This window comes from Streptomyces californicus (assembly GCF_000717645.1).
Taxonomy (GTDB): domain Bacteria; phylum Actinomycetota; class Actinomycetes; order Streptomycetales; family Streptomycetaceae; genus Streptomyces; species Streptomyces californicus.
In genome coordinates, this window is the sequence record NZ_JNZZ01000002.1 from 73,640 (window position 1) to 95,616 (window position 21,977).

The 21,977-nt window shown below is 75.0% G+C and carries 16 protein-coding genes; 11 read left to right on the forward strand and 5 right to left on the reverse strand.

The window, feature by feature from the left end; genetic code table 11:
- Positions 1–12 precede the first annotated feature (12 nt).
- The 5 genes from IF19_RS0102840 (at position 13) to IF19_RS0102860 (ending at position 6,347) form a co-directional block, all read left to right on the forward strand.
- Entirely contained in the window at positions 13–2,031 is a 2,019-nt protein-coding gene (locus IF19_RS0102840; RefSeq protein WP_030113747.1) for a S9 family peptidase, read from the forward strand.
- Entirely contained in the window at positions 2,028–2,990 is a 963-nt protein-coding gene (locus IF19_RS0102845; protein WP_030113748.1) for a S66 peptidase family protein, read from the forward strand. The genes IF19_RS0102840 and IF19_RS0102845 overlap by 4 nt, the downstream gene beginning before the upstream one ends.
- Positions 2,991–3,207: 217 nt before the next feature.
- Positions 3,208–4,965: a CocE/NonD family hydrolase gene (locus IF19_RS0102850; RefSeq protein ID WP_030275894.1), complete on the forward strand. Its 1,758-nt coding sequence runs from the start codon at positions 3,208–3,210 to the stop codon at positions 4,963–4,965.
- Positions 4,966–5,099: 134 nt separating this feature from the next.
- Entirely contained in the window at positions 5,100–5,339 is a 240-nt protein-coding gene (locus IF19_RS0102855; RefSeq protein WP_030113751.1) for a LapA family protein, read from the forward strand.
- Between the two features lie 111 nt (positions 5,340–5,450).
- Positions 5,451–6,347, forward strand: a complete 897-nt coding sequence (locus IF19_RS0102860) for an arginase family protein (RefSeq protein ID WP_030113752.1) — start codon at positions 5,451–5,453, stop codon at positions 6,345–6,347.
- Positions 6,348–6,384: 37 nt separating this feature from the next.
- On the opposite strand, the gene IF19_RS0102865 is transcribed toward IF19_RS0102860, so the two are convergent.
- The 3 genes from IF19_RS0102865 to IF19_RS0102875 all read right to left on the reverse strand — a co-directional run bounded on the left by IF19_RS0102865 (position 6,385) and on the right by IF19_RS0102875 (position 9,393).
- Positions 6,385–6,738, reverse strand: a complete 354-nt coding sequence (locus IF19_RS0102865; RefSeq protein WP_030113753.1) for a VOC family protein — start codon at positions 6,736–6,738, stop codon at positions 6,385–6,387.
- 177 nt (positions 6,739–6,915) lie between these two features.
- Complete coding sequence (locus IF19_RS0102870; RefSeq protein ID WP_030113754.1) at positions 6,916–7,725, reverse strand: methyltransferase domain-containing protein; 810 nt, start codon at positions 7,723–7,725, stop codon at positions 6,916–6,918.
- A 159-nt stretch (positions 7,726–7,884) separates the two neighbouring features.
- Complete coding sequence (locus tag IF19_RS0102875) at positions 7,885–9,393, reverse strand: bifunctional phosphatase PAP2/diacylglycerol kinase family protein (protein WP_030113755.1); 1,509 nt, start codon at positions 9,391–9,393, stop codon at positions 7,885–7,887.
- Between the two features lie 567 nt (positions 9,394–9,960).
- Here IF19_RS0102875 and IF19_RS0102880 point away from each other — a divergent pair.
- Positions 9,961–11,145: an aminotransferase class I/II-fold pyridoxal phosphate-dependent enzyme gene (locus tag IF19_RS0102880; RefSeq protein ID WP_030275896.1), complete on the forward strand. Its 1,185-nt coding sequence runs from the start codon at positions 9,961–9,963 to the stop codon at positions 11,143–11,145.
- 58 nt (positions 11,146–11,203) lie between these two features.
- Here IF19_RS0102880 and IF19_RS0102885 read toward each other — a convergent pair whose 3' ends face one another.
- Together IF19_RS0102885 and IF19_RS0102890 are read right to left on the reverse strand one after the other, a co-directional pair.
- On the reverse strand, positions 11,204–11,854 hold the full coding sequence (locus tag IF19_RS0102885) for a DedA family protein (protein WP_030113758.1): 651 nt from the start codon (positions 11,852–11,854) through the stop codon (positions 11,204–11,206).
- Positions 11,851–12,627 carry an MBL fold metallo-hydrolase gene (locus IF19_RS0102890; protein ID WP_030113759.1) on the reverse strand — a complete coding sequence of 259 codons (777 nt, stop codon included), beginning with the start codon at positions 12,625–12,627 and terminating at the stop codon, positions 11,851–11,853. The genes IF19_RS0102885 and IF19_RS0102890 overlap by 4 nt, the downstream gene beginning before the upstream one ends.
- Before the next feature lie 351 nt (positions 12,628–12,978).
- On the opposite strand from IF19_RS0102890, the gene IF19_RS0102895 reads away from it, so the two are divergent.
- From IF19_RS0102895 to secD, 5 genes are all read left to right on the forward strand, one after another.
- The gene (locus IF19_RS0102895; protein ID WP_078580479.1) at positions 12,979–15,267 is read left to right on the forward strand and encodes a phage holin family protein; all 2,289 of its coding nucleotides are present in this window, start codon (positions 12,979–12,981) and stop codon (positions 15,265–15,267) included.
- A gap of 168 nt (positions 15,268–15,435) precedes the next feature.
- Positions 15,436–17,550, forward strand: a complete 2,115-nt coding sequence (gene ligA, locus IF19_RS0102900) for an NAD-dependent DNA ligase LigA (protein ID WP_030275898.1) — start codon at positions 15,436–15,438, stop codon at positions 17,548–17,550.
- A 555-nt stretch (positions 17,551–18,105) separates the two neighbouring features.
- Positions 18,106–18,822 carry an acetate and sugar kinases/Hsc70/actin family protein gene (locus tag IF19_RS0102905; protein ID WP_030113763.1) on the forward strand — a complete coding sequence of 239 codons (717 nt, stop codon included), beginning with the start codon at positions 18,106–18,108 and terminating at the stop codon, positions 18,820–18,822.
- Positions 18,819–19,544, forward strand: a complete 726-nt coding sequence (locus IF19_RS0102910; protein WP_030113764.1) for a hypothetical protein — start codon at positions 18,819–18,821, stop codon at positions 19,542–19,544. The genes IF19_RS0102905 and IF19_RS0102910 overlap by 4 nt, the downstream gene beginning before the upstream one ends.
- A 35-nt stretch (positions 19,545–19,579) precedes the next feature.
- On the forward strand, positions 19,580–21,958 hold the full coding sequence (gene secD / locus IF19_RS0102915) for a protein translocase subunit SecD (RefSeq protein ID WP_030113765.1): 2,379 nt from the start codon (positions 19,580–19,582) through the stop codon (positions 21,956–21,958).
- Positions 21,959–21,977: the final 19 nt, after the last annotated feature.

Here is a 21,977-nt window from a genome sequence, read left to right on the forward strand (position 1 = left end):
GGAACGACCTACGTGAACACCGTGCCCGCAGCAGCCCCGTACGGCGCCTGGCCGTCACCGATCGACGCGGCGCTCACCGCCACGCACGACGGCAGGCCCGACCACCTCGGCACCGTCGGCGACGAGATCTGGTGGACCGAGCCGCGCCCCGCCGAGGGCGGCCGCCGCACCCTCGTCCGCCGTCGCGCCGACGGCACCGCCGAATCCGTGCTGCCCGCCCCCTGGAACGCCCGCAGCCGGGTCGTCGAGTACGGCGGACAGCCCTGGGCCGGCACCGTGGGCGAGGACGGCGAACCCCTCGTGGTCTTCGTCCACTTCACCGACCAGCGGCTCTACGCCTACGCCCCCGGCCGACCGGAGCAGCCCCGGCCGCTCACCCCCGTCTCCGAGGTCGGCGGCGGGCTGCGCTGGGTGGACCCGCAGGTGCGCCCGGAACACGGAGCGGAGGGCGAAGTCTGGTGTGTGCTGGAGGAGTTCACCGGCCCGGCGCCCACCGACGTACGCCGCGTGGTCGCCGCCGTACCGCTGGACGGCTCCGCCGCCGACGACCGGGCTGAGATCCGCGAACTCTCCGACGACCGCCACCGGTTCGTCACCGGGCCCAAGGTCTCCCACGACGGGCTCCGGGCGGCCTGGATCGCCTGGAACCACCCGGAGATGCCCTGGGACGGCACGGTGGTCATGCTGGCCGACATCACCGGCGCGGGCGAGTTCACCGGGATCCGGCCCCTCGTCGGGGACCGCGACGAATCGGTCTGCCAGGTGGAGTGGGACCGCGACGGCAGCCTGCTGTTCGTCTCCGACCTCTCCGGCTGGTGGGAGCTCCAGCGCATCCGCCCCGACGCCGTCGCGGGCGGCGTGCTTCCCAGCAGCCGTCTCCTGCCGCCCCGGGGCGAGGAGTTCGGCGGGCCGCTGTGGAAGATCGGGCTGCGCTGGTTCCACCCGCTGGACAACGGGCTGATCGCCGTCCTGCACGGCAGGGGTGACCACCGCCTCGGCATCCTCGACCCCGAGACCGGCGAACTCGCCGACACCCCGGGCCCCTGGACCACCTGGTCCGACACGCTCGCCGTGCACGGCAGCCGGGTCGTCGGCGTCGCGGCGAGTCCCCGCAGCGCGTCCGAGGTCGTCGAGCTGGACACCGCCACCGGGCGGACCCGCACCATCGGCGCACCGCACCGGGACGCGGTCGACCCCGCCTACTACCCCCGGCCCGAGAACCGGACCTTCACCGGCCCCGACGGCCAGGAGGTCCACGCCCACGTCTATCCGCCGCACCACCCCGAACTGACCGGCCCCGAGGACGAGAAGCCGCCGTACGTCATCTCGGTGCACGGCGGGCCCACGGGCCACGCGCCGCTCGCCCTCGACCTGGGGATCGCCTACTTCACCTCACGTGGCATCGGCGTCGCCGTGGTGAACTACGGCGGCTCCACCGGCTACGGGCGGGCCTACCGCGAACGCCTGCGCGGCGAGTGGGGCGTCGTCGACGTCGCGGACTGCGCGGCCGTCGCATCGGCCCTGGTCGCCGAGGGCGCGGCCGATCCCGACCGGCTGGCGATCCGCGGCGGCAGCGCGGGCGGCTGGACCACCGCCGCCTCGCTGACCGGCACCGACGTGTACGCCTGCGGAACGATCCTCTTCCCGGTGCTGGACCTGGAAGGGTGGGCCACCGACGAGACCCACGACTTCGAATCGCGGTACCTGGAGAGCCTCGTCGGCCCCTACGCCGACGTGCCCGAGCGCTACCGGGAACGCTCCCCGCTCCACCGCGCCGACCGGCTCGACGCCCCGTTCCTCCTGCTCCAGGGCCTGGACGACGTGATCTGCCCGCCCGCGCAGAGCGAGCGGTTCCTCGCCGCCGTGGCCGGCCGGGGCATCCCGCACGCCTACATCGCCTTCGAGGGCGAGAGCCACGGATTCCGCCGCGCGGAGACCCTGGTCCGCGCTCTGGAGGCCGAACTCTCCCTCTACGCGCAGGTGTTCGGCGTCGACCGGCCCGACGTGCCGCCCCTGGAGCTGACCACGTGACCCTCCGGGACCCCGCACCGGCCACCGCGCTCGCACGCCCCGCCCGGCTGCGCCCCGGCTCCCGAGTCGCCGTCGTCGCCCCCAGCGGACCCGTCCCCGCCGACCGGCTGGAGGAGGGGGTCGCGATCCTGCGCGACTGGGGCCTCGACCCGGTGGTCGCCCCCCATGTCCTGTCCGCCCACCCGGAGTTGGACCACCTCGCCGGTGCGGACGAGGACCGGGCGGCGGATCTGCGGGCCGCGTGGTGCGACCCGTCCGTCGAGGCCGTGTTCTGCGCCCGCGGCGGATACGGCGCCCACCGCATGGTCGACCTGCTCGACTGGGCGGCGATCCGGGCCGCCGGGCCCAAGGTCTTCGTCGGCTACAGCGACATCACCGTGCTGCACGAGGCGTTCGCCCTGCGCGCCGGGTTCGCGACGCTGCACGGGCCGATGGTCGCCACCGAGACCTTCCTCAAGGACGAACCCACCCGCGAGCACCTGCGCGCCACCCTCTTCGAGCCCGAGACCGTCCTCACGCTCGGCCTGGACACGGCCCGGACCCTGGTCCCCGGCCGGGCCGAAGGCGTGCTGTACGGCGGGTGCGTCAGCCTGCTGGCCGCCGACGCCAGCACCCCCGGCGGCCGGACCCACGCCCGGGGCGGGCTGCTGGCGATCGAGGACACCGGCGAGGAGCCCTACCGCCTCGACGGCATCCTCACCCGGCTTCTGCGGTCCGGGGCGCTGACCGGCGTCGCCGGGGTCGCCTGCGGTTCCTGGCAGCTCTGCGGACCGTACGAGAAGATCCGCCCCGTGCTCGCCGACCGGCTCGGCGCCCTGGGCATACCCGTGGTCGAGGAGCTGGGGTTCGGCCACGGTCCGACGTCGCTGACGATCCCCCTGGGCGTACCCGCGGTGCTCGACGCACCGGCGGACGGCGGGCGCTGCACACTGACCGTGCGGACACCCGCCCTGCGCTGACGCGCTCCTCGGCCTTCCCTCATCCGCACCCGCGCGGACGCCGTGCGCACGGGTGCGGATGTGCGCATTCACCCGTCGAACGTGAACATCCGTCAAAAGCCGCTGTCCGATGCGTTGACACGTCAGTGACCTGTGTCACAGCATGGGCGCGACCCAATGCTTACCGGCCGGTAGGGCCCTCGGTGTGGAGGTCTTCGTGTCAGGTGCTGTTTCCCGTGTGCGCGGCCCGCTCGCGGCCTTCGCCGGTGCGGCCCTCGCCGCCCCCCTCGTCCTCGCCGGCCCGGCGCACGCCGAGGCCGCCCCGTACACCGTCACCCCGTTGACGTTCACCGTCGAGGCGGGCGGCCGGACCTGCGCGGTGGACGCCGACCTCTACCGGCCCGCCGGGGTCGACGCGGACCGGCCGGCCCCCGCCGTCCTCGCCACCAACGGGTTCGGCGGCAGCAAGGCCGACGGCTCCACGGACGCCATCGGCAAGGCGTTCGCCGAACGCGGCTACGTCGGTCTCGTCTACTCGGGCCTCGGCTTCGGCGAGTCCGGCTGCCTGATCACCCTCGACGACCCCGCCGTCGACGGGCGGGCGGCGAGTGAACTCCTCGACTTCCTCGGCGGCCTCCGCACGGCCGACGACGGAACCCGGGCCGACTACGTCACCCGCGACGCCGAGGGCGATCCGCGCGTCGGCATGATCGGCGGCTCCTACGGCGGCGCGGTCCAACTGGCCACCGCCGCCGTGGACCCCCGCGTCGACGCCCTCGTCCCCCTGATCACCTGGAACGACCTCGGCTACGCGCTCGCCCCCAACAACACCGGCGCGCGCACCGGCGTCACCTCCGACACCCCCGGCGTCTTCAAGTGGCAGTGGGCCAACGGCTTCTACCTGATCGGCGAAGGCCAGCCGCTCCTCAACCCGAGCCTGGACCCGTCCCGGATCAACCGGCTGGACTGCCTGCACTTCGCCACCCGCGCCTGCGAGACCATCCGGCTCCTCAACACCGGCCGCTACCCGGCCGAGAAGACCGAGCGGATGCTCGCCTACGCCCGCAGCGTCTCGCCCGTCTCCTACCTCGACAAGGTCAAGGCCCCCACCCTCATCGTCCAGGGCCAGGCCGACACCCTCTTCAACCTCAACGAGGCCACCGCCACCTACCGGACGCTCAAGGCCCAGGGCACCGAGACCAAGATGATCTGGCAGTCGTGGGGACACAGCGGCGGCCAGGTCCCCGGCGAACTCGACCTCAGCCAGGGCAATCTGGAGACCAGTCACGTCGGACAGCGGGTGCTCGCCTGGTTCGACCGCCACCTCCGCGGCAACACGGCGGCCGACACCGGCCCCGCCCTCTCCTACTACCGCGACTGGCGGAGCGGCTACGGAACCGCCGCAGACGTCCCCGCCCTCTCGCGATCCTTCCACCTCTCCGGCGACGGCGCGCTCGTCGACAACCGCTCCCAGGTGGTGCGCGGCAGCCGCCAGTACACCAACTGGCTGGTGCCGACGAGCCATTCCGAGAGCTCCATCGCCCCGCTGATCGGACTGCCCGACCCCGCGCCGTACGACACCAAGGGCACCTACCTCGGCTGGCGCACCGAACCCCTGGCCGCCCCGCTCGACGTCGTCGGCGCCCCGAAGGCCACCCTGAAAGTCGTCTCGCCGAAGGCGGAACGCGTCCAGAACAGCGGCGACGCCTCCGACAAGCTCGTCCTGTTCGCCAAGGTCTACGACATCGCCCCCGACGGCGGCCGCACGCTGGTGAACCGGCTCGTCTCCCCGGTCCGGGTGCCCGACGTGACCCGGTCCTTCACGGTCGAACTGCCCGGGATCGTCCACCGGTACGAGAAGGGGCACCGCCTGGAGTTCGTGATCGCCGCCAGCGACACCGCGTACTTCGGCAACCGGGGCATCAAGCCGGTCACCGTCGTGAGCGCCCCCGAGGACACCGGCGTCCTGGAGTTGCCGGTGGTCCCGGCCGGCTGACGCCTCTCCTCCGGTTCACCCGAACGGCGCACCAGTACCGCCCCCCGACCCCGGCATCCGGACATGCTGGAGGTCCGGGGGCGGTCGCGTGCACGGCGGCCGGACGGCCGAGGAGCGAGCGGAAGGGCCGGACCATGAGCCCCAAGGACGTATCGAGCGGCAGCGGGCGCGGCACCGGATGGATCACACCGGGCCGCGTCGTGGTGGCCCTGCTGGTGGTGCTCGTCGCCGTGTTCATCTGCGTGAACACGAACAAGGTCACCATCCGGGTGCTGATCCCCGAGGTGACGATGCCGCTGTGGCTGGCGCTGCTGGCCGTGTTCGTGATCGGCCTGCTCTGCGGCGGTTACCTCTTCCGTCGCCGGGGCAAGTGACGGCCCCTCCCGGAGCGCGGCCGCGCGGACCGGCCCGCGCCTCACGCCGTGGCCGTCTTTCCGGCCGAAACCGCTTGAGGGTCCCGGCACGCTGCGGCGAGGATGGTCCGCATGCGTACGATCGTGGTCCTCGACGCCCCGTCCAACCTCGGCCTCCGGCCCCCGGCCCCCGGTACCGTCCCGGGGTGCTACAAGCTGGCGGGCGCCCTGCGTGAACAGCGCGTCGTGGCGCGCCTCGGAGCGCTGGAGGGCGGTGTCGTCGTCCCGCCGCGCTACGACCGGGGCGACTGGAAGGCAGGCGACGGGGTGTTCAACGCCGCCGCCATCGCCCGGTACACGCGCACCCTGGCCGACCGCATCGAAGGGCACGTCAGGGCGGGGGAGTTCGCTCTGGTCCTCGGCGGCGACTGCTCCATCCAGCTCGGCGCGGCCCTCGCCCTGCGCCGCATCGGGCGGTACGGGCTCGCCGCCGTCGACGGATCCGCCGACTTCCGGCACACCGGCAACAGCGAGGGGGTCGGCGCGGCGGGCGGCGAGGAACTGGCCATCGCCACCGGCCGGGGCCAGGCGGACCTCAGCGACCTCGAAGGGCTCCGCCCCTACCTCAGGGACGAGGACGTACGCCTCTTCGGCATGCGGGACGAGGACGAGGACCAGGTGGAACTCGCCGCGCTCAAGATCCCCAACGCGACCGTCGGCCAGATCCGGGAGCGGGGCGCCGCCGACATCGCGCGGGCCGCGGTGGAGAGCCTGGAGACGCCCGCTCTCGACGGGTACTGGGTCCACCTGGACGCCGACGTCCTCGACCCGAGCGTGATGCCCGCCGTCGACAGCCCCGACGACGGCGGCCTCCTCCCGGACGAACTCGCTCCGCTGCTGCGGACGTTGGTGTCTTCGCCGCGCTGCGTCGGGCTCAACGTCACCATCTACGACCCCGATCTCGACCCGGACGGCAGTGCGGGCGCACTCCTCGCGGACCTCGTCGTCGGCGCCCTGGCGGACAACTGACGGACACAGCCGTCCGGTTGCTCCCCCGGAGCAGGGGTCAGACGGTCACCTTGCGGTCCACGTACTCGAAGACCGAGCCGTCCGGGTGCAGCGCGATGAGGTTGCGTCCCGCCGGGGTCGGCACCGGCCCCGCGATGACGCGCGCACCCGCCCGGGTGAGCGCCTCGTTCGCCTCGTCGACGTCCTTCACCGCGATGGTCGCTCCCACCTTGCGCAGCACCTCCAGCTCCGACTCCGGCCCGCTCATCAGCAGGAAGCAGCCGATCGCGGCCACCGACACCCCACCGCGCTCGAAGCGCAGGGCCGGGGTCCCCGTCAGCCCCTCGTAGAAGGCCACCGACGACTCGAGGTCGTCGACGCAGATACGCAGCGTGGTTCCCAGAATCTCCATGGGACGAGGGTAGTTGGCGGCAGGTGACTGTGTGATCGATTCGGGCCGGGGCGGGGTGTCTCCTGAGGGTCCGGGCGCGCCGCCACCGCCCGGCGCGCCGTAGTCCGACGGTCTCCGCCCGGGTTCGTCCGCCACGCCTGCCGCGATCCGCCCCGCGCATCCGCGGGGCGGCCGGCCTCACACCCGGCAGAGCACCTCTCCGTGCGGGACCATGAACCAGCCGTCCTCCTCCGTGCCCCAGGAGCGCCACGCGTCGGCGATCGCGGTGAGCTGCTCCGGGGTCGCGTGGCCGCCCGCCACGGCGAGGTCGGCGTAGACCGAGTCCGTCGTACGGTCCGCCCACAGGCCGCTCCACCAGGCGCGGGACTCCGGGGTGGCGAAACACCAGGCCGCCGCGGTCGGGGCGATGTCGGTGAATCCCGCCCGCCGCGCCCAGGACAGCAGCCTGCGGCCGGCGTCCGGCTCGCCGCCGTTGCCTCGCGCCACGCGTTCGTACACGTCGAGCCAGGTGTCGAGCCCCGGAGCCCGCGGGTACCACGTCATCGCCGCGTAGTCGCTGTCACGGACCGCGACCACGCCGCCGGGGCGGCAGACGCGCCGCATCTCCCGCAGCGCCTGGACCGGGTCGCCGACGTGCTGGAGCACCTGATGGGCGTGGACCACGTCGAAGGAGTCGTCGGGGAAGTCCAGCGCGTGGACGTCGGCCACCGCGAACTCGACGTTCTCCAGGCCGCGTTCGGCGGCCACGGTGGCGGCTCGGCCGAGGATGTCGTCGGTGGTGTCCACGGCGGTGACCCGCCCCGGTGCGACCAGGGCGGCCAGGTCGGCGGTGATGGTGCCGGGGCCGCAGCCGACGTCCAGCACGGCCTGCCCGGGACGCAGTTCGCCGAGGAGGTACGCCGCCGAGTTGGCGGCGGTCCGCCAGCGGTGCGAGCGCAGGACCGACTCGTGGTGGCCGTGCGTGTACACGGCGGTCTCCTTCGGCATGGCGATGCGTCCTCTCCGTCTCCCGGAAGTGCCGCGTCCGTGGGTGCGGCGACAGGACTCACCGTACGCCGCCATGTCGAATGGTGAGATGGGTGTCTTGCCATGCGGACATAGGTCGGGGATGTGTCGGTGAGGGGCGTGCGGTCCGGTGGTGGCGGGTCAGATGGGCATCGGGCAGTAGACCGTCAGCGCCTCCGGAAGCTTGTCGACCGTCAGTTCCGTTCCGGAGCGGCCCACTTCACCGTCGTACGCGTACGGCGTCCCCGGCGCCAGCCCTCCGAGCCGCACCCGGCGCCGGCGCACCGCCGCGTGGGCGGGGGAGCGGGTCAGCGGTCCCGCCACGGCCGCCGCCAGCAGGCGCAGCGCGGGTCCGCGGCCACCGTGCACCACCCGGACGTCCAGCAGGCCGTCCGCCAGGTTGTGGCGGCGGCCCGGTGCGGGGCCCACTCGCTGGAACAGGCCGTTGCCGACGAAGAGCAGCCACAACGGACGCCTGCGGCCCTGCAGTTCGGCTTCCAGGGGGCGACGGTCGCGCAGCACGTGGAAGGCAGCCAGCACCCCGGCGGGCCAGCCGCCGATCCGGGGCGACCAGTGCTCCCGGGTGCGGACCAGCTCCGGATAGACACCCAGGGAGAAGGCGTTGAGGAAGTACCCGTCGGCCCCGTCCGGGCCGTTCGGCCCCGGCCGGAAACGGCCGAGGTCCACGCGGATGGCGTCCCCGGCGGTGAGGGCGGTGGCGGTGTCGTGGACCGTCTCGATGCCCAGGTCGTACGCGAAGTGGTTGAGCGTGCCGCCCGGGAAGACGGCCAGCGGCATCCCGTGCGTCGCCGCCACCGATGCCGCGAGGTTCACCGTGCCGTCGCCCCCGCAGACGCCGAGGGCCCTGCCCCGGCCCGCGGCCTTGTCCATGGCGGCGGACAGCTCCTGGGGCGGCACCTCCACCACCTCGGCGGCGGGCAGCGCCTCGCGCACCAGCGAGGCGGTCGCGGTGGCCGTGCCCGACGCCTGGTTCACCACCACGACGAGGTCCTTCCCGGCCGGGAGCGCCGGAGCCTCACCGGGCGGGCGGCCGGGAGCGGGCAGCTGTCCCCGGGTGGGCACGACCCCGCGCAGGGCGAACGCCGCGCCCACCCCGAGCGCGGCCCCCGCCAGCACGTCGCTCGGGTAGTGCACGCCCGTGTAGACGCGGGAGACGGCGACGGCCGCGGCGACCGGCGCCACGACCGCGCCCCAGCCCTTGGACTCCAGCGCGACCCCGGTCGCGAAGGCGGCGGCGGAGGCCGCGTGCCCGGACGGGAACGACGTGGTGACCGGCTGCCGCTTGAGCTGCCGCACGGACGGCACCAGATCGAGTATCGGGCGCTCACGGCGCACCGCGCCCTTGCCTACGGTGTTGATCGCCACCGACGCCACGGCGAGCGAGGCAGCCCCGCGCAACGCGGCCCGCCGCGAGCGCGCGCTGCCGCCGAGGGCCGCGATCCCGGCGGCCGTCCCGAACCAGAGCAGCCCGTGGTTGGCGCTCCGGCTCAGCTTGGGCAGCAGCGGGTCGGCCCCCGGCCAGTGCCGGTCCGCGACGCTTCGGAAGACGGCCAGGTCCCGGCTCTGCAGCCAGCCGCGCAACCGGGCGGTGGCGGTGGAGGTGGCCGATGAGGTTCTCGCTGTGGACATGGATCAGCGAATACCCGGCCGCGCCCCGCTGAACCAGGAGGCGCGCTGAGACCCTGGCCACCCGCCGCCGCACGGCCCGGTGGGGCGGGGCCGGTGAGCGGGGCCCGGCGGGGCGGTCCGACTGGACGGGCGGGCCGCCCGGAACCTCCGTATAAAGAACTCCAGGGGGCCACGTGACGGGGCGGAGAAGCCCGGATGCCGGGTCACGGGCGCCGGAGAGCGTACGCCGGGGCGCGGCGGAGGCCCGCGACACCCGGGTACCGGCGCCGGGCGCCCGCCGTGCCATGACGGTCGGGCGGCGGCGATGAGCGACGGCGACGAGCGGCGGAGGAGGGCCGGATGCGCGGCAGCGAGGGCGTCGGCCCCCATGAGGACCGGGCCACCGGGCAGGACGGCGGCAGGGCCCGGGCGCACGAAGACCGGGCCGCCGGGCAGGACGGCGGCGAGGACCGGACCGTCGTGCGCGGCAGCGAGGGCGTCGGCCCCCACGAGGACCCGGCCGCCGGGCACGCGGCGGGAGCCGGCTCCCGGAAGGCCCGGCCCGGCCCGCACGAGGACCACGGTCCCATGCGCTACGGGCCGCTCGCCCCCGACCCCGGGCTCCCGGTCCTCCCCGAGCTGGCCGCCGTCCTCGCCGCGGCCTCCGGCGGGACCCGGCCCGAGCCGCCCGGCGGCGGACTCGCGCTGCGCGAGGCGGCCCGCGGCTACTGGGACCGGCGCGGGCTGCACGGCACGTCCGCGGGGATCGCCGCCGCCCCCGGTGCCCAGCCGCTGCTGCTGGCCCTGATCGGCGCGCACGGCGGTGACGTCCTCATGCCGCGCCCCTGCCCGGCCGCCTGGATGCCGCAGGCCCGGCTGCTCGGCCGCCCCGCGTACCACGTGCCGACCCCGGCCGAATGCGGCGGCGTCCCCGACCCGTACGCCCTCCTGGAGACCGTCCGCCGGATCCGGGCCGAGGGCGGGCGGCCGAAGCTTCTGCTCCTCTCCGTCGCCGACGACCCCACCGCCACGGTCGCCCCGCCCGAGCTGGTCCGCGAGGCGTGCGAGGCGGCGATCGGGGAGGGACTGCACATCGTCAGCGACGAGACCTGGCGCGACACCGTGCACCGGCCGCGCGACACCGTCCTGCTCAGCCCCGCCGAGATGTGCCCGGACGACGTCACGGTCCTCGCCGACCTGTCCGGAGCCCTCACGCCCGCACCCTGGCCGGTCGCCGTCGCCCGCTTCCCCGACACCCCCCGGGCCGCCGTGCGCCACGCCCGCACCCTGGACGTCCTCACCGCCCTCGGGGCCCTCGTCGCCGGACCGGTCGCCCACGCCGCCGCCCACGCCCTGGACGAGCCGGAGGCCGTACGCGACCGGATCCGGCGGGCCGCCGCGCTCCAGGCCGACATCGCCTCGGCAGCCCACCGCGCGGTCCTCGGCGCGGGCGCGCTGGCCCGGCCGCCCCAGGCCGGCCGCCACCTCTACGCCGATCTCGGCCCCCTGCGCCCCCGCCTGGCCGAGCTGGGCGTCACGGACTCGATGGAGCTGGAGGAGTACCTCACGGACCGCCTCGGCGCACCGGCGCCGGGCGGCCACCGCTTCGGCGACGAGCTGGGCGCGCTCCGCGTACGCCTGGGCACCGGACCGCTGCTCGGGACCACCGCGCGGCAGCGGGCGGAGGCTCTCGCCGCCGAGCGGCCCCTGGAGCTGCCCCACGTGGCGCGGGCCCTGGACCGCTTCGCGGCGGTCCTCGGCGCACTGCGCTGAGAGGGCCGGACGGCGGGGCGTCCGGCACCGGCGGGCGCCCCGCCGCCACCTCGGGCCCTCACCTCGTCGCGCCGTCCGCCCCCGGGCCGAACCGTGCCCGCAGCCGGCGCCACACCGCCGGAGCCCCGCTGATCAGCAGCGTCAGGGCGATCGCCGCGACGACCCCCTGCCACGGCTCCGGGAACAGCGAACCGCCGAGGATGCCGATGAGCTGGTACGTCGCCGCCCACGCCAGACACGCCGGAACGTCCCCCCGGGCGAACTGCCGCAACGGCATCCGGCTCAGCAGACACGCCAGCATGACCGGAATCCGCCCGGCCGGTATCAGCCGGGACAGCACCAGCACCGTCCCGCCGTGGTCCGTCAGCTTCTCCTGCGCCTGGGCCAGCCGCTCCGGCGCCGCCCGGCGGGTGATCGCCGACAGCCACTTCGAGCCGTTCTTCGACCGCACACCGCGCTGCCCCAGCCAGTACAGGCAGATGTCCCCGAGGAACGCGGCGCCCGACGCGACCAGGAAGACGAAGAGCAGCGAGAGCGGAGACGTCTGGTGGAAGGCCACCACCGCCGCCGAACTCACCAGTGCCCCCGTCGGCACCACGGGCACCAGCGAACCCAGCGCCACCAGCGTGAACAGCGTCGGATAGCCGACCGCCTGCTGGGTCGACTCGGTCGGCAGCTCCCGCATGAGCTGCTGGATCTCCTGGATCACCGGCGGGCCCCCGGCGCGACCCTCTCGCCGTGTCCCAGCAGATGCACCGTCACCTCGGGCGCCCGCTTCGCCGCCTGCCGGACGAACTCGTCGCCCGGCGCGTGGAACTCGTGCGGGCGCACCCCGTCGAGTCCGATCGGCCAGTACGTGCCGTAGTGCACCGGGACGGCCGACGCCGGTGCGATACGGGTCAGCGCCTCGGCGGCCCGCGCCGGATCCAGATGGCCGTGGCCCAGGTAGGGGCCCCAGCCCCCCACCGGCAGCAGCGCCACGTCCACCGGCCCCACCGCGTCCGCCATCCCGTCGAAGAGCCCGGTGTCCCCGGCGAAGTACGTGCGGGCCTCGCCCTCGACCACGTAGCCCAGCGCGGGGGCCCGGTGCGGCCCGACCGGCAGCCGCCGTCCGTCGTGCAGCGCGGGGACGGCCCGCACCCGCACCTCGCCGACCCGTACCGTGTCGCCCGGCAGCACCTCGGTGACGTGCAGCCCGCGCCTCCGCCGCAACGCCCGCAGCCCCGGCACCGCCGCCACCGCGCCGCGCGGCACGACCAGCCGGCTGCCCGGGGCCAGCCGGGCCAGCGACGGCAGGTGGAGATGGTCGGAGTGCAGATGGGAGACCAGCACCACCTCGGCGGCGGCGGCCGACGGCGGCGGCACCGCGCCCCGGCGCCGGCGCAGATGCGCGAAGCGCCGTACGAACAGGGGGTCGGTCAGGACCCGCACCCCCGAGTCCTCGATCGTGCAGGTGGCATGACCCCACCAGGTGATCTCCACCGGCGCCTCGTCTCCTCGTCTCCTCGTCCGTCCAGCGGCCCGCCGTGGCGCCCCGCCTTGATGCCGTTCGCCCATCGGCCCGCCGTGACGCGTGCTCGCGTTCCCCTGTACCCCGTCGTCCGGCGTTGCGTGCACCGTGACTCCGGACACGTCGTGCCGTGCGCCGGAGCGCGCCAGGTCAGCGCGACCCGGGTACGGGGGCGCTGCCCGTACGAGCCTATGCGCCCCCCGTACCGCCGCGCCGAGCCCGGGGCGTCCCCTGGGCGCCGCCGACCGTGACCGCCGCTGTGCCAAGCTGAGGGGCGGGCCCGGACGACCGGGCCCGGGGACGGGAAGGCGCAGGTGGACGGGGTGGCTGACGGGAAGTGGCGCAGGGCGGGCGCCACCTTGATACGCGTGATCGCGGTCTGGGCCGCGTCCGCCCTCACCCTGCTCGCGCTCGCCGGCATTCTGCCCGACTTCCGGCTCCAGTCCGACGACGGGGACACCATCACCAGGACGGCCTTCACGGCCGCCTGGGGCGCGGGTGCGTTCGGCCTGCTCTCCGCGCTGGTCTGGCCCGTCCTCGTGCGGGCCCTGCTCATCGTGCCCGCGCTGGTCCTGGGCGCCCTCGTCTTCTTCCTCAACGGTTCGCTGCTGCTGATAGCGCTGCGCCTCATCCCGGACGGACGCGGCGACGCCGCACCCGAGACCGCGGTCGTCGTCGCCGCCGTGATGTCGGCCGTCGCCTCCGCCACCTCCACGGCCTTCGCCGTCCGCGACGACGATGCGTACCGACGCCGGCTGTCCCGGCTCGCCTACCGCCGCCGACGCGGCAGACCGGCGGATCAGGGAGGCCCCGGCCGAGAGGGGCCGCCCGGCACGGTCTTCATCCAGCTCGACGGCGTCGGCCACGACGCGCTGGTCGCGGCCGCCGCCGCCGGACTCATGCCGACCGTCGCCGGCTGGCTCGCGGACTCCTCCGGCCACCGGCTCACCCCCTGGCGCACCGACTGGTCCAGTCAGACCGGCGCCAGCCAGCTCGCGATCCTGCACGGCAGCAACCACGACGTGCCCGCGTTCCGCTGGTACGAGAAGGAGACCCGCACCGTGATGGTCTCCAGCCGCCCCGCGAGCGCGCTCGAAATGCAGCGCCGCGCCATCGAGCGCACCCGCGACGGCGGCCTGCTCACCATCGACGGCGCGAGCCGCGGCAACCTCTTCAGCGGCGGCGCCGGCCAGCTCGCCCTGGTGCTCTCGATGGCCGCCCGGCGCGGCAAGGGCAGCCGCTCCCGCGCCGGATACTTCGCCTACTTCTCCGACCCGGCCAACGCCACTCGCACCGCCCTCTCCTTCGTCGCCGAGGTCGTCCGTGAGATCGGCCAGTCCATGCGGGCCCGCGCCCGCAAGGTGACCCCGCGCGTCAAGCGCGGCGGGCTCTACCCCTTCATCCGGGCCTTCGCCACGGTCGTGGAGCGCGATGTGGTCGTCGCCGCCGTCCTCGGCGACCTGTTCGCCGGCCGCACCGCCGTCTACGCCGACCTCGTCGCCTACGACGAGGTCGCCCACCACTCCGGTCCGCACAGCCGCGACGCCGAGAAGGTCCTCGAACGCCTCGACCGGTCCCTCGCCCTGATCGCGAAGATCGCCGACCGGACCCCGCGCGCCTACCGGATCGTGCTCCTGTCCGACCACGGCCAGAGCCCCGGCGAGACCTTCGCGGGGAAGTACGGGCTGACGCTCAAGGACCTGGTCCGCGCGGGCAGCGGGCTGCCCGTGCCCCGCCGCGCCCAGCGCACCCGCAGCGCTTCCGAGGCCCGCGACGCGGTCCGGATCGCGCTGCACCGGCCGGTGGAGGGAGGGGTGGACGAGCAGGCGGCGAAGCTCTCCGACCCGATCGTCCTGGCCTCCGGGAACCTCGGGCTGATCTCGTTCCCGGACATCGGGGGCCGCGCCTCGCGCGAGCAGATCGACCGCCGCCACCCCGCCCTGCTCTCCACGCTCGCCAACCACCCGGGGATCGGCTTCCTCCTCGTCCGCAGCGAGGAGCACGGCTCCGTGGTGCTCGGACCGGGCGGGGCCGAGGTCCCGATCGCGGAGCTGTCGGACGAGGAGGGCCCGCTCGCCGTGTTCGGCGCGGGGGCGGCCGACGCCGTACGCCGTACGGACACCTTCCCGCACGTCGCGGACATCATGGTCAACTCCATGTACGACCCGGGCACCGGCACCGTGCACGCCTTCGAGGAGCAGATCGGCTCCCACGGCGGCCTCGGCGGCGAGCAGTCGCGGCCGTTCCTGCTGTGGCCGCGCGGGCTGACGGACCCGCTCGACATCATGGCCGCCGAGTCCGCCGAGTCCGCCGAGTCCGCCGAGTCCGCCGAGCCGGGGGAGTCCGTCTCCGCCCCCGTGCCGCCGGGCGGCGGGCTGGTGGGCGCGGAGGCGGTGCACCGGGTGCTGACGCGTTGGCTCCAGGAGTCCTCCGGCCCCCAGGTACCGGTCCGGGCGGAAGGTTTCGCCGGGGCCGGCCCGGTGGACGAACCGTTTCCGCCGGGCGTTCCCGGCGCGGGGCCCACGGCCGCGCGCACCGCGCAGGCGATCCAGCCGCTGCCGCCCCCGAACCGCCAGGACCCCGCACCGGACGCCACGGGAACGACGGCCTGACCCGCCGCGCGCCCGGGGAAGGCCGGTGCGGACGACCGATGCGAACGGCCGGTTCCGGGCCCCGGGGAGCAACAGGGCGTGCGGTCACGCCGGTTCGGGCCTGTCCTCGGTGAGCGGAGGGGAGCGCGCGAGCGCGTGCCCGGGGCGTTGTCAGTGGTGGGCGGAAGAATGGTGGCCATGACGAACTCAGCCGCTGTTCTCGCCGACGCCGCCGCCTACGCCGCCGCGGTGGAAGAGGCGTCCCGCGCCGCCGCCGCGTACTACGCCACGGGCGAGAGCGCGTTGGACGACGAGGCCTACGACCGGCTGGCGCGCGGGATAGCCGCGTACGAGGCGGACCACCCCGACGAGGTGCTCGCCGACTCGCCCACGGGCAAGGTCGCGGGCGGCGCGGCCGTCGGCGACGTACCGCACACGGTGCCCATGCTGTCGTTGGACAACGTGTTCTCCGCCGAGCAGTTCGGGACCTGGACCGCGTCGCTGGAGCGGCGCATCGGCAGACCGGTCACCGCGTGGAGCGTCGAGCCGAAGCTCGACGGACTGGCGGTCGCCGCGCGCTACCGCGACGGCCGGTTCGAGCGCCTCATCACCCGGGGCGACGGCCAGGCGGGCGAGGACGTCTCGCACGCGGCGGCGGCCGTCGTCGGGCTGCCGCAGCGGCTGTCCGCCCCGGTGACCCTGGAGGTGCGCGGCGAGATCCTGATGACGAACGAGCAGTTCGAGCAGGGCAACGCGATCCGTACGGAACACGGCGGCGCCCCCTTCGCCAACCCGCGCAACGGGGCGGCGGGCACCCTGCGCGCCAAGGACCGCGCGTACCGGGTGGAGACCACGTTCTTCGCCTACGGGGCGCTCCCCCTGCCCGACTCCGGCGCGTTGGCGCAGACCCTCGCCGAACTGCCGCACAGCGAGGTCCTGTCGTACGTCGCCGGCCTCGGTGTGCACACGGCGGCGGGCACCGACGTGGCGCCCGTCCTGGCCACCACGGTCGAGGAGGTCCAGGCGCGGGTGGACGCCATAGCGTCCCTGCGTGCGGCGCTGCCGTTCGGGATCGACGGGATCGTGATCAAGGCCGACCCGGCGGCCGACCAGCGCGAGGCCGGGTCGGGCACCCGGGCGCCCCGCTGGGCCATCGCCTACAAGCTGCCCGCCGTCGAGAAGATCACCCGCCTGCTGGCCGTCGAGTGGAACGTGGGGCGCACGGGCATCATCGCGCCGCGCGCCGTCCTGGAGCCCGTGGAGATCGACGGCTCGACCGTCGGCTACGCCACGCTGCACAACCCGGCCGACATCACCCGCCGCGACCTGCGCCTGGGGGACCAGGTCATGGTCTACAAGGCCGGCGACATCATCCCGCGCATCGAAGCCCCCGTCGTGCACCTGCGCACCGGGGAGGAGACACCCATCGCGTTCCCCGAGAGCTGCCCGCAGTGCGGCTCCGACATCGACGCGAGCGAGCAGCGCTGGCGCTGTGTCCGGGGGCGCAGCTGCCGCCTGGTCGCCTCCGTCTCGTACGCCGCGGGGCGCGACCAGCTCGACATCGAGGGTCTGGGCACCACCCGGGTCGTCCAGCTCGTCGAGGGGGGCCTCGTCGCGGACTTCGCCGACCTGTTCACCCTGGAGCGGGCCCAGCTGCTCGCCCTCGACCGGATGGGCGAGACCTCCACGGACAACCTCCTGGCGGCCATCGGAACGGCCCGCACCCGTCCGCTCTCCCGGGTGTTCTGCGCCCTGGGCGTCCGGGGCACGGGACGGTCCATGTCGCGGCGCATCGCCCGGTACTTCGCCACCATGGACCGGATCGTGGCCGCCGACGCCGAGACCCTCCAGCGGGTCGACGGCATCGGCAAGGAGAAGGCCGCCGCGGTGGTCGCCGAGCTGGCGGAGCTGGCCCCGCTGATCGACAAGCTCGTCGCCGCCGGGGTGAACATGACGGAGCCGGGCGCCACCCCGCCGCCGGAGCCGGGCACGGAGAACGAGGCCGGGGCGGCCGACGACGGTACGAACGGCGCCGCGCTGCCGCTGACGGGGATGACCGTGGTGGTCACGGGCGCGATGTCCGGCGCACTGGAGAAGCTGTCGCGCAACCAGATGAACGAGCTGATCGAACGAGCCGGCGGCCGGGCCTCCTCCAGCGTCTCCAAGCGCACGAGTCTGCTGGTCGCCGGGGAGAAGGCCGGGTCCAAGCGCACCAAGGCGGAGGATCTGGGCGTCCGGGTCGCGGAGCCGGAGGAGTTCGCGGAGCTGGTGGGCGCCTTCCTGGGGGCGGGGGAGGAGAGCTGAGCGGCGGCCCCCGCGCACAGAGCGCGGGGTGCCTGTGAATCACCGAGGAAGTGGCGTTCCACCACCCCGTATTGCATAGTGAGGGCTCGGTCGTGCCTCACTATCCGTGGGCCGACGGGTGAATGGGCGGCCAGGGCGGCCGGCCGGGGGTGAGGGACGATGCGTTCTGTGCACGACGGACAGCGACCTGGTCGCGCCGTCGCCCCGTCGTCCGTCGGCGTGGGTGTGAGCGCGGGCACCGGCCACGGGTCTTCTGCCGTCGATCGGACCGCCGCTCTCCCGGCCCCCGCGCTCCCCTCCGCCTCGGCCCGCGCCGTCCGCGTCCCGACGACTTCCGCGCCCGGCGAGTGGCGAGGGCCGCTGCGCCCGGGGGCGGGCCCATGGGGGAAGAGCCCCGGACCGCTTCGTGACGGAGGCGGTGCCGGGGCGTTCGGGGCGGGCCGTCCGCCCGGCGGCCCACTGGCGCACCACCAGCGGCACCGGAGCGCGTGGAGCGGCGCGCCGGCCGCCCGGGGTCTGGCCCTCGACCTCGGCAGCTCGCGTACCCGGGCCTGGGTGCCCGGGCACGGGCTGGTCCTCGACCCGTATCCGGGGGAGGGCGTCCACGGGGGCGGCGAGCGGCCGGTCCGGCGCGGACGCATCGTCGACCCCGAGTCCTGCGGACGGCTGCTCGGCCGGATCGCCGACGCGGCCCTCGGACCCGACCGCAGCGACAGCGTCATCGTCCTCAGCCACCCCGTCCTCGCCGGAGCCGAACACCGCTCCGCCGCCCGCGCCCTGCTCGCCGGACTCGGTACGACGCGCGTCGTGGTCCTCAGCAGCGCCCGCGCCGCCGCCGCGTACGTCGGCCCCAGGGAGACGGGCCCCCTCCTCGTCGTCGACATGGGCGCAGAGCTCACCGAGGTCACACTCCTCGTCAACGGCCTCGTCGCCGACGCCCGGCAGGCCGAGAGCGGCCTCGACGACCTCGGCGGTCTGGACCCGGCGGCTATGCCCGCCGCGCTCGTGCGTACCGTGCTCGACATGATCACGTCCATGTGGCGGCACGACCGGCACGGCGCGATCCGGGGCGCCCTGCGGAAGGGGCCCGTGCTCGCGGGCGGCGGCGCGCTGTGCCCGGACGTCACCGACCGCATCGCCTGCTGCCTCGGCACCCGGGTCCGTCTGGCCGACGACCCGTCGACCACGGTCGTCCGCGGCGCCGGACAGATCCTCAGCTCCGTGCTGCGCCACCGGACGGCGTCGCCCGAGCACACCGGCCGCCCGCGGTGACGCCGCACCCGGGGGCGCCCCGGGCGAACACGTCCCGGCTGCGCTGCCTGCTCGCCGCGCTGCTCCTCACGGTCCTCACCCTGGCCGGCGGCACCGCCACGGCCGACGCCGCGGTGCCCGCCCTCGCCAACGCCGCAAGCACTCAGGCCGCCGGAGCCACCCAGGCCGCCGGAGCCACCCCGGGCGGCGGCGGGCCGACGACCGGAACCGTGTCGACCACCGGAAGGCCCCCGGGCGCCGGCAGCGGGCCCGCGACCGGGCCTGCCGCGACGACCGGAACGGGCTCCGAAGCCCGGCACGCCGTCGGGCCGGACCGGCACGTGGAGGACCGGCGGTGGCCGCACCACCGCGCGCACGACCGGCAGGACCCGGACCACGCGCACTCCACCGCGGCCGGTCCGGGCGCGGGAGCCGTGGCGCGGGCCGAGCACGAGCACCCCAGGGCCGCCGCCGATCCGGCGCAGACCCCCCGGGCGGGCTCCGGCCGGGCGTACCTGCTGGTGCACGCCCCACCGCCCCCGCACGACGTCCTGGCACCCGCCGCGCCGGGGTCCGCCGTGCCGCGCGGCGGCGTACGGCTGTCCGCCGCGGACTCCTTCGACGTGCCTGGCAGCCGCAGCGCCGCCCTCCCCGACGTGAGGGGACCTCCGAGCAGGGCCACCGGTCCCACGACCGGCCACGCGTCCTGCACTGCTGCCGATCCGGCGTCGCGTCCTCACTGAGGTGAGGGCGCCCGGCGCCCCACCGGAGGATCTCCATGACTCGCGCCACCGCGGTGCGAGCGGTTCTGGCTGTCGCCGTTCTGCTCGCGTCCGTCGTCATCACCCTGACCATGTCGCCCAGACTCGGGCTCGATCTCCAGGGCGGCACCCGCATCGTCCTGCAGGCCCACGACTCCGACACCGTCACAGCGGACCGGGAGACCACCGACCGCACCCTGGAGGTGCTGCGCCAGCGCATCGACTCGCTCGGCGTCTCCGAACCGACCCTGACCCGTTCCGGCGAGGACCGGATCATCGTCGAACTGCCCGACGTCCAGGACCCCCGCCAGGCCGCCGAGGTGATCGGCCGGACGGCGCAGCTCTCCTTCCACGCGGTCGAGGGCCCGGGCACCGGGAAGCCGGAGACCGGGGAACCGCCGGCCGGCGACTCGGAGACGGAGGGAACGGACGGAAGGAAGAAGCCCCCCGCCTCCGACACCGGACCCGGCGATCTGACCCTCCCCGACGAGCAGGGCCGTTCCCTGGCGCTCGGCCCGTCCCGGCTCTCCGGCGCGGGCGTCGACGACGCCACCGCCGCGTTCGACGCGCAGGGCGGAGCCGGCTGGAGCGTGTCGCTGACGTTCCGCAAGGACGCCGGCCAGGACTGGAAGAAGCTGACCGGCGAGGCCGCCTGCCACCCCGCCGGGGACGACCGGCGAAGGGTCGCCATCGTCCTCGACGAGAAGGTCATCTCCTCGCCGCAGGTCGACCCCTCGGTGGGCTGCCGCGTGGGTCTGCCGTCCGGGACCACCCAGATCACCGGTTCGTTCAGCGCCGACGAGGCGCGAGACCTGGCGCTGCTCATCAAGGGCGGGGCGCTGCCCGTACCCGTCGAGATCGTCGAGCAGCGGACCGTGGGCCCCACGCTCGGCGCGGCGGCCATCGAGGCGAGCGCGCAGGCGGCCCTCATCGGCGCCGCCGCGACCGCCCTCTTCATCACCGTCGTCTACCGGCTCTTCGGCGCCCTGGCCGCCGTGGCGCTGGGCGCGTACGGGGTGATCTCCTACGCGGCGCTCGTCGCCCTCGGCGTCACGCTGACCCTCCCCGGGCTCGCCGGGTTCGTCCTGGCGATCGGCATGGCGGTCGACGCGAACGTCCTGGTCTTCGAACGGGCCAGGGAGGAGTGCGCCGACCGGCCGAAACGCTCCCTGCGCTCCGCACTGACCACCGGCTTCCAGAAGGCGTGGAGCGCCGTCGCGGACTCCAACGCGACCACGTTGATCGCCGCCGGACTGCTCTTCTTCCTGGGCTCCGGCCCGGTCAAGGGCTTCGGTGTCACGCTCGCCATCGGGGTCGTCGCCTCGATGTTCTCCGCCCTGGTCATTGCCCGCGCGCTCACCGAGATCGCCGCGAACCGCCGCTTCGTCAGCGACTACCGGGGCGTCAACGGCATCGGGCGGCCCGGTGCCGTACGGGCGTGGCTGGTCCGCAAGGACCCCCGGCTGTTCCGCAGGCCGCTGCGCTGGCTCGTCGTCTCGGCGGCCCTGGTCGCCGTCGCCGTGGCCGGGATCGTGGTGCGCGGGATCGACCTGGGCGTCGAGTTCACCGGGGGACGGCTGGTCGAGTACTCCACCAGCCGCCCGGTCGACGTCGAGACGGCCCGCGACACCCTGGCCGCCGCCGGGTTCAAGGACGCCGAGGTCACCACGGCGGGCGACGGCGATCTGTCGGTGCGCACCGGCAAGCTCGACAACGACGGCGAGCACGCCCTGCGGTCCGCGCTCGCGGAGGAGGGCGGTGAGACGAAGAAGGTGCGGGACGAACTGATCGGCCCGAGCCTCGGCGACGAACTGCGGCGCAACGCGCTGATCGCCCTCGGCGTGGCGGTGGCCGTCCAGTTGGCCTACCTCGCGGTCCGGTTCCGCTGGACGTTCGCGGTGGCCTCCGTCGTGGCGATGGTGCACGACGTGATCCTCGTGGTGGGGGCCTTCGCCTGGCTGGGACGCCCGGTGGACGGCATCTTCCTGGCCGCCCTCCTCACCGTCATCGGCTACTCGGTCAACGACTCGGTGGTGGTCTTCGACCGGGTACGGGAGCTGTGGGGGGCCAACCGGACGACGCCGCTGGACACCATCGCCCGCCGGGCGGTCCTCCAGACCGTCCCCCGGACGGTGAACACCGGCATGGGCGCCCTGTTCATCCTGGCCGCCCTCGCGGTGCTGGGCGGCGACTCGCTGGCCGACTTCGCGATCGCGCTGCTCATCGGCATCGTCGTCGGCACCTGGTCCTCGGTGTTCACCGCCGTACCCGGAGCCCTCGCCCTGGAGCGGAGCGCCAAGGCCCCGCCGCCCGCGCCGGGGAAGGGGAAGGGCACCGCACGCGGGAAGACCCGCACGGTTCGCCGTGACCCGCTCGACAACGGAGCCCGCGTCTGACGCGGCCCCGCCCAGGCAC